We start from the raw sequence: 14140 nt of genomic DNA on the forward strand, positions 1-14140 counted from the left end.
GGTGTAATGATAATAATTTTCAGAAATGGGGAATTGAATGATTTATAAAGCAGATAACAATGTAAGGCAAAAGTTAGTTGAGATGTTTGATGATTTCGATAGTACGATTGTACTTTCCTATCTCCAAGGGCATATGGGAAGTGCGTGGGTAGACAATCCTGAAAATCCAACTGTTGCTCAAATAACTGTAGGGATTTTTGTGTTTTACGCCGGGAATCCAAACGCAGAAGAGGCGGAAGAATTATTATATAATCTACCTGATTTTACTCTTGCCATTGTAGATTCGGATGAATGGAAAAAACGGATAGAGACTGTTCACAAAGGAACAATTGAGAAGTTTCAAAGGTTTAGATTTAATAAGAACCCCGGCGATTTAGATAAAGAATACATACGGGATATATTGTCTACATTACCCCAAAATTACGAAATGAAAAAAATTGATAAAGATATAGCAAAGTCATCTTCATTTCATGCACTCTCAGAAGATTTTACTAGTCAGTTTGATTCAATCGATGATTTTATTGATAGGGGCGTAGGGTACGCCGTTTTAAATAAAGGACAAGTTGTTTCTGCTGCAACATCATTCAGTATATTTGATGATGGTATCGAGATTGAAATTGCGAGTCATCCTGAACATAGAAGAAAAGGTTTAGCTACGATTGTAGCATCTGCACTTATATTAGATTGTTTAGATAGAGGAAAATATCCTAGTTGGGATGGAGCAAATTCTGAATCTGTTGAACTAGCAAAAAAGCTAGGCTACACTTTTAAAGAATCTTATGATACATATTTTATTGAAATAAAAAAATGAACCAATACAAGTACATAAACTAAAGTGTTTTTTAGTTTATGTACTTAGTTAAAAATTAATTAAATTGCAAGGATACTACTTATTTTCCACAAACTAAAATAGCCTCCCGCAAACGAGAAATCCCTTCCTCAATTTGATCAATATCCACTTTTCCATAAGATAAACGTATATAACCATCTTTCGCCCCGAAAATACTACCAGGCATAAAAGCAATTTCTTGTTTTAAGCTTTGCATAATGAGTTGTTTTTCGTTTATCGGTTCTTTTAATTTTCCCCATATGTAAATACCACCGGTCGGGTTTGAAAAAGAGATTTTATCGTGAAGTTGCTCGTTTAGAGCGCGGACGATAACGTTTCTTTTTTCTGCTAGTTGTTTTCGTAACGGTACGATATGAGACTGAAATGGTACGGTTTCGAAAAATTGCTGCATAAGCCACTGCGGGAAAATGCTCATACCTAATTCCATTTGGTGCCTTGCGTCTGATAACCTTTCTACTACAGACTGCGGAGCGACAAGCCAGCCAACTCGTAAACCTGGTGCAATCATTTTAGATAAAGAATGTACATAAATGACAGTTCCGTTTTCATCAATTGATTTTAAGGTAGGACAAGGTTGTTTCTTTTCTAGCGTAAGTAAACTAGACGGATCATCTTCCACAATCGCAATTCGTAAGTCTGCGCAAAGTGATAACAGTTTTTTTCTACGGTTTGGATGAAGCATAGTTCCCGTAGGATTTTGGAAATTTGGATTTAAAAAGATCATTTTAATACGATGCTTTCTATATAGCTCTTGCACATCATCCGGATTAATACCGTGTTCATCGACAGGTAATGGGAAAATACGAATACCTGCTGATTGGAATAACGGTAAGGAATAACAGTGTGATGGACTTTCGAAAGCGACAGCATCACCTGGATTTAATAAACATTGTACGATAAGGTGAAGTGCTTGCTGTGCACCAGATGTAATCATAATCGATTGTTCAGTCGCTTCAACTTTTAAATATTCTTTCATATATTTTACTACCGCTTGTCTTAATGGAAGATAACCTTGCGGGTGATCGTAACTTAATGCATGCGTTAACGGTTGTTCTCGTAAAATCGTTTGTAGTTGATCGTGAGGATAAAGATTACAACCAAGCTCTCCGTTTGCAAAATCAATAATATTTTCATTTTGTTGTACTTCTGCTCGAATATGGCGAAGTAACGGTAAGTTTGGTAAGAACGTACCGCCTTCCACGAAATTTCTCCAGTTCGGCGTTAATGTTGGAGAAACGCCCCACATATGTGTACTCACGCGTGTTCCTTTACCAGTCGTACTTTCTACAATTCCCATAGCACGTAGTTCATTATAAGCAGTCGTTACCGTACTACGGTTTACATTTAACTGTGTAGCTAATTTCCGTTCAGAAGGTAGGAAGCTACCTGGAGGAAGTTCCCCGTATGTAATACGTTTCTCGATAAAGTCAACAACTTGCTGATAAATAGGGATTTTACTGTCACTATCTAGCTTCCATTCCATAAAAAAACGCCTCCGTATCTCTTATATACATCCAGTATAGCAAATTGGCTGGGTAAAAAAACAGCCAATTGGACGGTGTTATATCCAGCCAATTTTACTATGCTAAATATGGAAGGGGAGATTCGGATGAAACGATGGCAAATGGAATGGCTCCTAGTATCAGTAGCGTTAGTATGGGGAGCAAATTATACAATTGGAAAGTATGGCGTGGCATTTATGTCATCCATTCAATTTAATAGTTTACGATTTTTAGTAGCATCACCGGTATTATTACTTATTACATTTTTAATAGAACGCTCATTACGCATTGAAAGAAAAGATTGGCTACGATTAGTAGCAGTCGGTATCGTTGGTACGACAATGTATCAAACGATGTTTATGCTATCTGTGAAATATACTTCAGCAACGAACGCCTCATTATTAATTGCGATGTCACCTATATTTACAGGGATATTAGCAGTATTGCACAAACAAGAACGCTTTTCGATGAAAGTACAAATAGGTTCAATAGTAGCCTTTATTGGTGCCGCATTCGTTTTATTAACAGGTCATACAGGAGGAGCTACTTACGAGTATGCATGGCTCGGAAATATAATTGGATTAGTCGCAGCAATTGCGTGGGGATGGTATCCAATATTAGCACAACCCCTTATTACAAAATACTCCGCAATGAGAGTCACATCTTGGTCTACTTTAATTGGAATTGTACCTCTCGTTATATATTGTTTATTCAACGTAAACACATTAACGTGGCCAGTAGACATGCCAAGTTGGGGTTCACTAGCATATTCAATCGTCTTCGCGACAATCTTCGGACTTGCGATGTGGTATGTCGGTATTAGTCAAATAGGCTCAACGAAAGTAATGGTATATATGTATCTTGTACCGTTGTTCGCAGTTGTTTTTGCGGCAGTAACAATCGGAGAGCAAATAAACATGATGCAACTCGTTGGCGGACTTATTATCTTTGTGGGTCTATATGTTGTAAAAAAAGGTGGAATGAAAAAGCCAGCTCTCAATTTGAAAAAAGTAAGCTAACAGTAAAAAGGATCTCTTTCATATAGAAGGAGATCCTTTTTCATTTCGTAATAAAAGCGCTTGTTCAATCGCCCATTTTTGATGATCATGAAGTAGAAGTTCCACAGCATGTAATGGAGACATCCACCTTAAAACATGATCCTCCTCACAGTTTCCAGTTCGTTTCTGCACCATGTTCGCGATATAAAAGAACCCGTCATTTAAATAATAAGTATCTTCCTTTTCCGCATAAAAATATCGCATCGCATTACCGATATACTGGTTAATTTCAATTGCCCATCCTAATTCCTCTAGTAGTTCACGATGTAAGCATTCATCTTTTGTTTCGGTACCTTCCATACCACCGTCGGGTAAAAAGTAGCGTTCTCCTTTTTGGATAATAGCAATCTTTGAAGAGGTTGAGTTAAAAATAATTGCATAACAACTAGGTCGTAATACATATTGCTCAGTAGGCTTTTTATAGCCAAAAGTAAGTTTAGATATCATAAAATACGCCACCTCTTTATAAAATACATAAAATGGATAATAAGGTAAAAATAGAATTGTATAAGTATAATCTTACGAGATTGGAGTGATAACAAAATGATAAATCGAAAGTGTACGCGCTGTAAAGAAATTACAGGTGCATTGCTTGGTGGTAAAAAAATTAAGGAAGAATTTTTATGTGAAGACTGTTTGCAAAAAGGAATTGCGAGTGGAGAAATCGAATAATCACAAGTGGAAGAAAAATAAACTTCGTATCTTTCTATAAAAATATTAAAAATAATGAGTGTGATTTATTTAATATCCTCGATTTTGATGGCCTTTTCAGCTGGATCACTTATACCTGATTCAGGGTTTGGTGAAATATCAATTACAGGATCAGGTACAGTTGGGGTTATTATACTAGGGTCCATATTCCAGTCTGTTCTTGTATTTTGCGGGATCTGAGTATTCATTCTATTAGTAGAAACCGTCATTAAAATTTATGAAAAAATGAAGTGAGTGAGAGGGAGAAACATATGCGAGTAAGAAACATCCAAGGGGAAGATTATGTAAAGATTCATTCAGTTTTAAATGATTGGTGGGGCGGGAGAGACATGGCTGCCATGTTACCAAAACTGTTTTTCGTTCATTTTCAAGAAACAAGTTTTATCATTGAAGAAGATGGAGAAACGTTAGGTTTCTTATGTGGATTTTTTTCACAAACATATAAAGATGAAGCATACGTTCACTTTATCGGTGTAAATCCGAAGTATAGAAGAAGAGGAATCGCATCGACATTGTATTCTTATTTCTTTGATGTCGCTCGTGCAAATAACCGTAAAGTTGTAAAAGCAATCACATCACCAGTTAATAAAAAATCGATACAATTTCACCAAGAAATTGGTTTTCTAATTGAGGCTGGGGATGATGAGATAGAGGGTGTATCGGTACATAAAAATTATGACGGGAACGGCGGTAGTAGAGTTTTGTTTTTAAAACATGTGTAAAAGTAGGCTAGCGTGAAGTTAGCCTTTTTGTTGTGAGGAGGAAAGTATATGGAGAGTGCTCAAAGTAAGGACGAGTATTTACGACGTATTTATAAAGTACAAGATTATATAGAATTACATATAAATGATTCACTTTCAATTGAAGAGTTAGCGGATGTAGCAGGATTTTCAAAGTTTCATTTTCATCGGATTTTTAAAGGAATAGTAGACGAGCCGTTATCTCGGTATGTGAATCGCTTGAAGTTAGAAAGGGCAACAAATCTACTTACATATCGCACAGATATGACGATTACTGATATCGCTTACCATTTTGGTTTCACAGATTCAGCAGTTTTCTCCCGTACATTTAAAAATTATTACGGAGTAAGTCCGTCTCAATATCGAAACGACAATAGCAAGAATTGCAAAGACGTAAGAAGAACTTCTCAATACAATGAATGTAAGAAGGTTCGAGGGAATGTTGAAATTGTAACAGCGGACGATATAAACGTCGCATACATAAGACATATCGGTACATATAGGGAGTTAACTATAGCTTTTCCAAAAATGATAGAGAAATTATTTCATTACGCAGCTAAGCAAAACTATCATGTATTTGAGGATACGAAAGTATTAACCATTTACCACGATCATCATGAATTTACTGAGGACTATCATTTAAGAACAAGTTTATGTATAACAATTCCGGATGCGTCCGCAGTAGAAACGAGTGATATTGGAATAATGGTAATACCTTCTGGAAAGTATGCAGTAGGGCATTTTGAAATATTCCAAGATGAATATAAAGGAGCATGGGATTTTATATACGGTGAATGGCTACCAAATAGCGGATATAAACCGAGAGATGCGTATCCTTTTGAAATGTATAAAAATGACTCAAGGCAGCACCCAGAAAATAAACATATAGTTGATATATATGTACCTATCGAACCTTTTTAATTATAGGTTAAGGGGGAAAGGATAATGAAAACTGCTGAAAAGTTAGATCAGATTATACAAGAAGAATATAAAAACATGAATGGTATGTTAGTAGTGCAGAAAGGTAATATTATTTTTGAAAACTATTATAACGGGCATGGTCCAGATGATGCATTTCATGTAGCGTCAGTTACAAAAACGATAATCTCGGCCCTAATTGGGATATGTATAGATAAGGGCTATATAAAAAGCGTTGATCAAAAAGTAATAGAGTTTTTTCCTGAATATAAACGTAAGGAATCTGAAATAACAGTGCGACACTTACTTACAATGACAGCTCCATATCCTTTTGTAGACTGGCAGGAACCGTTAGAAGAATTATGTACACAACCAGACTGGGTACAGTATACACTTCATAGAATGGGGAACGGCGGAGAGATTGGAACTTTTAAATATTCATCTGCAGGAGCGCATGTACTATCAGCAATTATCACGAGTGCAACAGAAAAAAGTGCGCGTGAATTTGCGAATGAACAGCTATTTCAGCCACTCGACATGAGAGAAATTCCAAACTACAATATGAAAGCGTTTGGATTTGATGACTTATTCGGAAAAGATGTAAAAGGATGGGTTCATGATCCAAATGGTATTTCGACAGGCGGCTGGGGACTAACGTTAACAGTTAAAGATATGGCTAAGTTTGGACAGATGTATTTGAATGAAGGTATTCATAATGGAAAACAAATTCTATCAAAATCATGGATAAAAGAATCGACAACAATGAACCAAAATCAATATGGTTACTTATGGTGGTTACGAGAAGAAGATGAAATCTTTTCATACTGTGCTATGGGTGACGGTGGGAATGTGATTTGTTGTATTCCAGAGAAGGAATTGGTAGTGGTGATTGCGTCTGAAATTATACCGAATGCAGGGGATAGATGGGAATTGATTAAAGAGTGCATATTTCCTCATTTAAAAGATTAATATAAGTGTTGTAAGAACAAAATTGTTCAACTAAGATTATAAAACTTCAACACCTATACGAATATTGAATAATTGCATGGTGTTGAAGTACTTTATAATCTATTAAAGCTGCTTTCAACTAAAAGAAGAAACATCTTTTTTCTTAGCTGTTTAACTATTTTTTAACCTTGTGAAGTATAAGATACATCGTGCCCAGCACAATTGCTAGTAAGGTAAATTTAATTAATTCTATTAGGCTGGCATCCCACTTGTTTTGTACGACATCTGTTAAATAAAATACATTAAACATACCATGTAAAATTGCGGGTGATATTACAGAACCGCCATATTCTCTCGTGTACGTTAAAATTATAGATAATATAAATAATAAAGAGAGATAACTTAATATTCCTAGAAGCTGAAACTCATAATTTTTATAAAAGATTGCTATTGGTAAATGCCATGAAGACCAAAGTAAAGCTATAATAATAGCTGTTTGCATGAATGAATATTTTTTTCGTAAATAGTAATGAAAATTCCCTCGCCATATAATCTCTTCTAATAAAGATCCAATTGTAAGACCAACGAGCAAGAGAAATCCCAATTCATTCCAATGATGATATAAGAACTTTATATCATAATTATAAAAATAGAAATGGAGACATAGTCCTAGAAGTAGTGGCAATAATATAGAGAAAATTAGTGTTTTTATTTTTGGACGTGAAATTCCAAGTGTATGAACTATTTTTTGTTTCTTATATAAAGTTTGATATGAAATAACTGCTAAAAGTGGAATAACCATTGTAAACCCCAAATAATTACGACCATTTTCTATGTTCAGCAAGATGATATATACAAGTGATGTGAGAAAATAAATACATAATGTTGAATGATAAACTATGTGCTTATTCATATTTTTCACCTGCCTAAGTATGTAAAAGTGGTTAAACGAATATCCGATATTTTAATTATATATGAGATGGAAATCGACAGAATGAATATTTCCATATTATTGTTTTTAACATAGAAAAAGCGTCGGAATTACATATATTGAACTTGTAGAAAAAATTAAATTATCCCCCGTAACTTTTCATAACAAAAAATCGTTAAACAAAAGAATAGATTTTTTATCACGAATGGGGGAGAACCATGAAAATGTTAATACTAGGTGGTACACGATTTTTGGGAAGAGCTGTGGTAGAAGAGGCTTTGAACAGAGGGCATGAAGTTACATTATTTAACCGCGGAACAAACAAAGAAGTTTTTCCTGAAGTGGAACAGCTTATCGGTGACAGAAATGGTGATGTATCAAGTTTAGAAAATCGAAAATGGGACGTTGTCATAGATACATGTGGATTTTCTCCACATCACATTAGAAATGTTGGAGAAGTGCTTAAAGATAATATTGAACACTATATATTCATCTCTAGCCTTTCCGTATATAAAGATTGGATTCCACATGACATAAAAGAAGACTATATATTACAACCTGAACCAACGGAAGCGCAAATAAAGGCTGTAGAGAATGGTGAAATATCTCCTTATGAGCATTATGGTGCACTGAAAGTATTATGTGAAAAAGAAGCAGAGAAGTATTGGCCGGGGCGTGTTTTACACGTAAGAGCAGGACTTCTTTCAGGAATGTTTGATTATACTGATAGGCTTCCATACTGGATTCAGCGTGTAGCAAAAGGAGGAGAAGTGTTAGTTCCAGGAAGAAAAAAACGTCCAGTGCAGATAGTTGATATAAAAGATGTTGCATACTTTGGACTCAACATGGCAGAAAAAAATAAAGCAGGTATATTCAATGTTACAGGTCCGAATGATGATTTGACGATGGAAGAACTATTAAATACGTGTAAAAAGGTTACGCATAGTGATGTTGGATTTGTTTGGATAGAGGAATCGTTTATGAAAGAACATAATGTCCAGCCTTGGACAGAAATGCCTTTATGGATTCCAGAAACTTTTCCGTTAGAAGGGGAAACGAAGCCGTGGAAAGGCGGGTTTTCTATTAGTGTCGAGAATGCTGTGAAAGAAGGGCTTACTTTTAGAAGAATAGAAGAGACAGTTACAGACGTGTATGAGTGGATGAAGAGCACAGACGAATGGGAATTAAAAGCAGGTATTTCAAGGGAAAGAGAAAAAATGTTATTGGATAAGTGGTATGAAATAAAGAGAGTTTAAATAAGAATTTTGTGAAAAAAGGACTCTGTTTATTGATTAAACAGAGTCCTAATATGAATCTACCACTCAATCGGTTCTTCTCCGTACATCTCCCATAGTTTAGGAAACATTTTTTTTAAACCTTCTTCATCGTCTTCATCCCAGTCAAATTCAAATTCAAAATCAACATCGTCGAATTCTTCGTTAGATAAGACATGGTAAAGTGTAAAGTAAGTATCATCATGTTTTTCTAGTGTGCAATGTGATTGTAACATATGTATATGCACTTGTAATGATGAAAAATGAGAGTTTGGAAAATTCGAAAATGATTGAATGAAGTGAATAAATTTAGTAACCTTATTTGTACAGTAATTACATAATTGTTTTGTGATAATTTGATATTTATATAAAGGGGCGTTACGGATGGATCTTACGTTTAAATTAGAGGAAACATGTTTTAATTACCGAGTCGGAGCAATTTGTAAACATGATAATAAAATACTTATTCTTCAAAACAAAGGGGAAGATTATTGGTACGTACCCGGCGGTAGAGTGAAAATGCTAGAGAATAGTGAAGATGCGTTAAAACGAGAGCTTGCTGAAGAGTTAGCGGTTTCTATTGAGATAAAGAGATTATTATGGTCAGTAGAAAATTTCTTTACGCTTTCTGAGCGAAAGTTTCATGAAATTAGTTTTTATTATGAAGTAGAGCTACATGAGTTACCTGCGAATGGAGCGGATCAATATATTTTGGAAGAAGAGGGTAGAACGTATTTGTTTAGATGGGTGTCAGTAGAAGAACTGCATACATATAACTTACAGCCTGCATTTATAAAAGAGAAAGTAAAGGATATAGCAGTACATACAGAACATATCGTTTTACAAAAATAAACGTATTCGGAGGGAAAAAGGGTGAAGGGGACTAAAAAAGAGGTACATATAAATGACAAAGTAATTCGTTACACACATATCGAAAAAGATTCCAGTACGGTTTGCTTTATGTTTTCAGGTTCAGGATACAATTACGATAAGCCGTTATTTTATTACACGACGATGCTTATGCTTGAACATAAAATTGATGTTGTACATATTCATTACTCTTACGATGAACAGGTAATGAATAAACCAATAGAAGAACTAACGAAAGTAATGATGGTGATATTAATCCTATAATGAATGAAGTATTAAAAGGTGATCAATACAACGAGACGATGTTTTTAGGGAAGTCACTTGGAACAATTCCGATTGCAAAGGATTTAATGAAGAGAAAAGAATTTTTACAGTCAAAAATGATAGTACTTACACCTTTACTAACTTTTGAATCTATTTTTGATTCTATTTTACATAGTAGTCACGAAGGGCTTTTAGTAATTGGGGATAAAGATAACCAATATAATGCAGATCAAATTAATCAGTTACATAATACAAATTTAAAAATTGATGTTATCAAAAACGCAAATCATTCTGTAAATGTTGGAGAATATGAAACAGAAAATTCAATTGAAGCAATAGCGAAAATAATAGAAAAGCTTAAAGAAATTGTTAGGGAAAACTAACTTATCAATACATGCAAAAAGAGGTGCGAATTGCACCTCTTTTACTTTAATAAGCCTTCAAAACATGAAGCAAATAATCTTTCCGATTCAACGGATTATAATCAACACGTTTTCGAGTAGGGAAGGGAGCCAAAATCTTTGTGAAACCAGCTGGCTTCGTTGTAAATACACCTTCTCCTTCTGTAAAGGAATGGAGCATGCGTTTAAAATTCTCTGTTTTTGCAACAGGTAATGAACCTGTTAATTGATAAGAATCATTATTGAATATAGGCTCTGCAAAAGTTGCTGGAATGTCAGCGAGCATATACATTGCGGTACTAATTGCTTGCTCCGGTACAGTTAATTCAAACGCATTAACAGGTTCATATACATATGTTTCAGCTTTCTTTAAAGCATCCATTAAAACGAGTGGCGTTAAGTTTCTAAAGTCACTCGCTGTTGTAACAGGACTAGCATAACCTGTATGCGTTAACGTGACAGAAATGTCCGTAACTTCCCAACCGTATAAACCTTGTTTTAACGTTTGAAATACAGTATCTTCAATCGCTTTATGAAATGCTAAAGGTAGTGAGCCAAGTTCAACGCCTAATTTATATGTTATGCCAGAATTAAGTTCACCACGTTCGACTTTGAATCCAACTGTTGCGCAAAATGGATTCGTTTTTTCGCCCATTACTTCAACGGAAATCCCAATGCCAATTAGCTTCTCAATACATACAACTCGCGTATTTGAAAAAGTAACCTGCAAATTATATTTCTCAAAAAGAGTCGTTTCAATTACTTCTTTTTGTACTTGACCGAAAAGGCGAATATATAGTTCATTATGAACATCATCTTTCCACACTTTAATGAGTGGATCTTCTTCACATAGTTCCATAAGAGCAGCGTATAAATCATGAATTCGTTCTTTAGGTACTGCATCGATGGCAGCTTCCATTTGTGGTTCGGCAAAGTGAATATCTTTTATATAATCAGTCCGTGTACCGATAATATCACCAATTTTAATATCACTTAGTCCCCACACTTTGCAAAATTCTCCGCTAGGAACGGTAGAAGTTTGAACAGCATCTCCATTATGAAACATGCACATTTTTTTAATCTTTTCCTTATGTGGTAGAGACTGATCGCGCTGTATATCAACATGTTTTCTAACGTGTAAGTTACCAGAAAAAACTCTTACATATGCAATCTTTTCTCCAGAAGGTTCACGTTCAATTTTAAAAACAATACCGGACAATTCTTCGTCTTGAGACAGATTATTAGCTGGAAGTAAGGTTGAAATATTTTCAAGTAGTTCAGATACTCCTATACCCGTCATTGCGGAACCGAAGAAAATCGGATACACATTTGCTTGCGCTATTTGTTTAATGAGTTCTTCTCTTAACATTGTGTCCGTTACGATTTCGTTATTTACATATGACTCAAGTAACGATTCATTATATGGTGCTAATCGTTCTATACAATCATCATATGATTTATATTCAATAATACGAGCTTCCTTTGTTCCTTCGTTTAGGACAGAGTAAAAGGGGAATGTTTCATTTGAAAGAATCGTTTTTATTTGCTTTACAACTTTTTCACTATTTGCACCACGACGATCAATTTTATTTACAAATAAAATAGTCGGTATGTTTAGTTTCTGTAACGTTCTCATTAAAATCTTCGTTTGTGCTTGCACACCTTCAACGGCAGAAATAACTAAAATCGCACCGTCTAAAACGCGGAATGATCGCTCCACTTCAGCGATAAAATCAGCGTGTCCCGGTGTATCGATGACATTTACTTTTAAGTCATCAATAAAGAAAGAAACGACGGATGCTTTAATCGTAATTCCGCGCTGCCTTTCTAATTCCATTGAGTCTGTTTGCGTACTTCCGCCATCAACTCGGCCAATTTCTTTAATCACATTCGTTTCATAAAGAATACGTTCAGTCAAACTCGTCTTGCCAGCGTCTACATGCGCGACAATCCCTATATTTATTGTTGTCATATATCAATATCCTCATTTCATTTTCCATTTTCATTTCCTCATTTCTATTTGTGTATTGCCGCATTATAATCACTCTCCAGTCATTTAAATTATTACTATTATAATGTAATTTACATTTTTTGTAACGCTACAAAGCGCCTTAATTTGGAAAAAATAAAATGAAAACAAAATGCTTGCATTCTTAATCGATATAGATTATATTAATTGACATATCAACTATTGATACATCAAATATTTTTATTTTGTATGTAAAGGAGGGATAGTTTGACAAGTTCATGCTCAAAAGAAGCGATTATTTTATATAAATTACACTTTCTAAATAAAGAAGTAAGTTCGAAATTTGAAGGGTGTACGGGTATGAGCCAGTCTCGATTAGAGCTTATACTTCAGTTATTTGAAGTAGGTGAAATTAGTCAAAAAGCACTTCAGCAAGAAGTGAACATTGATAATGCGGCGATTTCGAGGCATTTAAAGCAGCTTGAGGCTAATGAAATGATTGTAAGACGTAAAAATCCAGATGATAACAGAATTACGTTAGTTTCTCTTACTGAAGAGGGACGAAATAAAATTCAGGCGTTTCAAGAGGAAAAAGAACGTTTTGCAGCATCGGCATTTAAAGGATTAAGTGAAGAAGAACGCGACAATCTTTTAAATATGTTAATTCATATTCAAGAAAATATAAAAGAACTTTAAAAAAGGGAGAATACAACTATGACTAACTCAGTAAAAACAAATGATTTTAACGAAATTTTAACAGGACGTCGTTCCATTCGTAAGTACGATCCATCAGTGAAAATTAGTAAAGAAGAAATGACAGAAATTCTTACAGAAGCAACACTTGCGCCATCTTCAGTAAACATGCAACCATGGAGATTCGTAGTGATTGAAAGTGACGAAGCGAAAGCAACACTTGCACCACTTGCGAAATTTAATCAATCTCAAGTAGAAACTTCTTCAGCAATGATTGCTTTATTTGGTGATTTAAACAACTTTGATAACGCAGAAGAAATTTACGGTACAGCAGTAGAGCGCGGTTTCATGCCAGCAGAAGTAAAAGAAGACCAGATGAAAAAACTTTCAGCTTACTTCTCAATGGTTACACCAGAAGTAATGAAAGATACTGTACTTATTGACGGTGGTCTTGTAGCAATGCAATTTATGCTAGCAGCTCGTGCTCACGGTTATGATACTTGTCCAATTGGTGGTTTTGAAAAAGACCAAATCGCTGAAGCGTTCGGATTAGATAAAGAACGTTACGTACCAGTTATGTTAATTTCAATCGGAAAAGCTGCTGATAGTGGTTACCAATCAGTACGTCTTCCAGTTGAAAAAGTTGCTGAGTGGAAGTAATTTCAAAAGAAATAAGTGAAATATGAGAGGGGAAATACCATGATTATTATTCACGCAACATTTCAAGTAGATCCAGCGAAACAACAAACATTTTTAGAAGAAGTTCAACCATTACTTCATGGTTCAAGAGAAGAAAGTGGAAATGTATCTTATGATCTTTATAAAGATGTAGAAAAAGAAAATGTGTATACGATGGTAGAAGTATGGAAAGATGAAGTAGCAGTTGCGAGTCATAATACGAGTGAACACTTCACATCTTTCGTTAGCAAAGTAAAACAGTTGTTAACTGCTCCTCTTGATATAAAAGCTTATAATGGAGAGTTAGTAAAATAATGAGAAAGATGACTTTAG

The 14140-nt window shown here is 34.8% G+C and carries 14 protein-coding genes and 3 pseudogenes; 12 read left to right on the forward strand and 5 right to left on the reverse strand.

The genetic code is table 11. The annotated features are described in order from the left end of the window. Positions 1 to 37 precede the first annotated feature (37 nt). Entirely contained in the window at positions 38 to 811 is a 774-nt protein-coding gene (locus QCI73_RS12330; protein WP_262726180.1) for a GNAT family N-acetyltransferase, read from the forward strand. A gap of 79 nt (positions 812 to 890) precedes the next feature. Here QCI73_RS12330 and pdxR read toward each other — a convergent pair whose 3' ends face one another. After that, complete coding sequence (pdxR, locus tag QCI73_RS12335; protein WP_262726181.1) at positions 891 to 2333, reverse strand: MocR-like pyridoxine biosynthesis transcription factor PdxR; 1443 nt, start codon at positions 2331 to 2333, stop codon at positions 891 to 893. 126 nt (positions 2334 to 2459) lie between these two features. Between pdxR and QCI73_RS12340 the strand changes: the two genes are divergently transcribed. Continuing rightward, on the forward strand, positions 2460 to 3371 hold the full coding sequence (locus QCI73_RS12340) for a DMT family transporter (protein WP_262726182.1): 912 nt from the start codon (positions 2460 to 2462) through the stop codon (positions 3369 to 3371). A gap of 18 nt (positions 3372 to 3389) precedes the next feature. Here the strand turns inward: QCI73_RS12340 and QCI73_RS12345 are convergent, their stop codons facing one another. Then, positions 3390 to 3857: an NUDIX hydrolase gene (locus QCI73_RS12345; RefSeq protein WP_353823012.1), complete on the reverse strand. Its 468-nt coding sequence runs from the start codon at positions 3855 to 3857 to the stop codon at positions 3390 to 3392. 96 nt (positions 3858 to 3953) lie between these two features. On the opposite strand from QCI73_RS12345, the pseudogene QCI73_RS12350 reads away from it, so the two are divergent. From QCI73_RS12350 to QCI73_RS12365, 4 genes and pseudogenes are all read left to right on the forward strand, one after another. Next, positions 3954 to 4301 (forward strand): annotated as a pseudogene (locus tag QCI73_RS12350) (DUF3980 domain-containing protein). Between the two features lie 71 nt (positions 4302 to 4372). Beyond that, positions 4373 to 4843: a GNAT family N-acetyltransferase gene (locus QCI73_RS12355; RefSeq protein ID WP_098264709.1), complete on the forward strand. Its 471-nt coding sequence runs from the start codon at positions 4373 to 4375 to the stop codon at positions 4841 to 4843. A gap of 48 nt (positions 4844 to 4891) precedes the next feature. Continuing rightward, positions 4892 to 5782 carry an AraC family transcriptional regulator gene (locus QCI73_RS12360; protein WP_262726183.1) on the forward strand — a complete coding sequence of 297 codons (891 nt, stop codon included), beginning with the start codon at positions 4892 to 4894 and terminating at the stop codon, positions 5780 to 5782. A gap of 24 nt (positions 5783 to 5806) precedes the next feature. Beyond that, positions 5807 to 6748, forward strand: coding sequence for a serine hydrolase domain-containing protein (locus tag QCI73_RS12365; protein ID WP_353823013.1), 942 nt, complete (start codon positions 5807 to 5809; stop codon positions 6746 to 6748). A gap of 154 nt (positions 6749 to 6902) precedes the next feature. On the opposite strand, the gene QCI73_RS12370 is transcribed toward QCI73_RS12365, so the two are convergent. Next, complete coding sequence (locus QCI73_RS12370; RefSeq protein ID WP_353823014.1) at positions 6903 to 7649, reverse strand: CPBP family intramembrane glutamic endopeptidase; 747 nt, start codon at positions 7647 to 7649, stop codon at positions 6903 to 6905. A gap of 227 nt (positions 7650 to 7876) precedes the next feature. On the opposite strand from QCI73_RS12370, the gene QCI73_RS12375 reads away from it, so the two are divergent. Continuing rightward, a complete protein-coding gene (locus QCI73_RS12375) occupies positions 7877 to 8914 on the forward strand; it encodes an SDR family oxidoreductase (RefSeq protein WP_353823015.1) in 1038 nt (345 codons plus the stop codon). A gap of 59 nt (positions 8915 to 8973) precedes the next feature. Here the strand turns inward: QCI73_RS12375 and QCI73_RS12380 are convergent. After that, positions 8974 to 9138 (reverse strand): annotated as a pseudogene (locus QCI73_RS12380) (DUF4240 domain-containing protein); the annotation flags it as partial. Between the two features lie 178 nt (positions 9139 to 9316). Here QCI73_RS12380 and QCI73_RS12385 point away from each other — a divergent pair. Further along, positions 9317 to 9784 carry an NUDIX hydrolase gene (locus QCI73_RS12385; protein WP_326305203.1) on the forward strand — a complete coding sequence of 156 codons (468 nt, stop codon included), beginning with the start codon at positions 9317 to 9319 and terminating at the stop codon, positions 9782 to 9784. A 21-nt stretch (positions 9785 to 9805) separates the two neighbouring features. Beyond that, positions 9806 to 10449 (forward strand): annotated as a pseudogene (locus tag QCI73_RS12390) (alpha/beta hydrolase). A gap of 46 nt (positions 10450 to 10495) precedes the next feature. Here QCI73_RS12390 and QCI73_RS12395 read toward each other — a convergent pair. After that, entirely contained in the window at positions 10496 to 12439 is a 1944-nt protein-coding gene (locus QCI73_RS12395) for a GTP-binding protein (protein ID WP_353823016.1), read from the reverse strand. 264 nt (positions 12440 to 12703) lie between these two features. On the opposite strand from QCI73_RS12395, the gene QCI73_RS12400 reads away from it, so the two are divergent. The 3 genes from QCI73_RS12400 to QCI73_RS12410 are packed head-to-tail and all read left to right on the forward strand — an operon-like array spanning position 12704 to position 14122. Then, positions 12704 to 13132, forward strand: coding sequence for a MarR family winged helix-turn-helix transcriptional regulator (locus QCI73_RS12400; RefSeq protein WP_353823017.1), 429 nt, complete (start codon positions 12704 to 12706; stop codon positions 13130 to 13132). 18 nt (positions 13133 to 13150) lie between these two features. After that, the gene (locus QCI73_RS12405) at positions 13151 to 13789 is read left to right on the forward strand and encodes a nitroreductase family protein (protein WP_000185384.1); all 639 of its coding nucleotides are present in this window, start codon (positions 13151 to 13153) and stop codon (positions 13787 to 13789) included. 39 nt (positions 13790 to 13828) lie between these two features. Then, entirely contained in the window at positions 13829 to 14122 is a 294-nt protein-coding gene (locus QCI73_RS12410; protein WP_000583838.1) for a putative quinol monooxygenase, read from the forward strand. Positions 14123 to 14140: the final 18 nt, after the last annotated feature.

It is taken from the genome of Bacillus cereus group sp. MG16 (genome assembly GCF_040459875.1).
GTDB classification, from domain to species: Bacteria; Bacillota; Bacilli; order Bacillales; family Bacillaceae_G; genus Bacillus_A; species Bacillus_A paranthracis.

What these genes read in the sequence shown, in the direction of transcription:
- QCI73_RS12330 (WP_262726180.1), top strand. Translation starts at nt 38, where the DNA reads ATGATTTATAAAGCAGATAACAATGTAAGGCAAAAGTTAGTTGAGATG.
- pdxR (WP_262726181.1), bottom strand. Translation starts at nt 2,333, where the DNA reads ATGGAATGGAAGCTAGATAGTGACAGTAAAATCCCTATTTATCAGCAA.
- QCI73_RS12340 (WP_262726182.1), top strand. Translation starts at nt 2,460, where the DNA reads ATGAAACGATGGCAAATGGAATGGCTCCTAGTATCAGTAGCGTTAGTA.
- QCI73_RS12345 (WP_353823012.1), bottom strand. Translation starts at nt 3,857, where the DNA reads ATGATATCTAAACTTACTTTTGGCTATAAAAAGCCTACTGAGCAATAT.
- QCI73_RS12355 (WP_098264709.1), top strand. Translation starts at nt 4,373, where the DNA reads ATGCGAGTAAGAAACATCCAAGGGGAAGATTATGTAAAGATTCATTCA.
- QCI73_RS12360 (WP_262726183.1), top strand. Translation starts at nt 4,892, where the DNA reads ATGGAGAGTGCTCAAAGTAAGGACGAGTATTTACGACGTATTTATAAA.
- QCI73_RS12365 (WP_353823013.1), top strand. Translation starts at nt 5,807, where the DNA reads ATGAAAACTGCTGAAAAGTTAGATCAGATTATACAAGAAGAATATAAA.
- QCI73_RS12375 (WP_353823015.1), top strand. Translation starts at nt 7,877, where the DNA reads ATGAAAATGTTAATACTAGGTGGTACACGATTTTTGGGAAGAGCTGTG.
- QCI73_RS12385 (WP_326305203.1), top strand. Translation starts at nt 9,317, where the DNA reads ATGGATCTTACGTTTAAATTAGAGGAAACATGTTTTAATTACCGAGTC.
- QCI73_RS12395 (WP_353823016.1), bottom strand. Translation starts at nt 12,439, where the DNA reads ATGACAACAATAAATATAGGGATTGTCGCGCATGTAGACGCTGGCAAG.
- QCI73_RS12405 (WP_000185384.1), top strand. Translation starts at nt 13,151, where the DNA reads ATGACTAACTCAGTAAAAACAAATGATTTTAACGAAATTTTAACAGGA.
- QCI73_RS12410 (WP_000583838.1), top strand. Translation starts at nt 13,829, where the DNA reads ATGATTATTATTCACGCAACATTTCAAGTAGATCCAGCGAAACAACAA.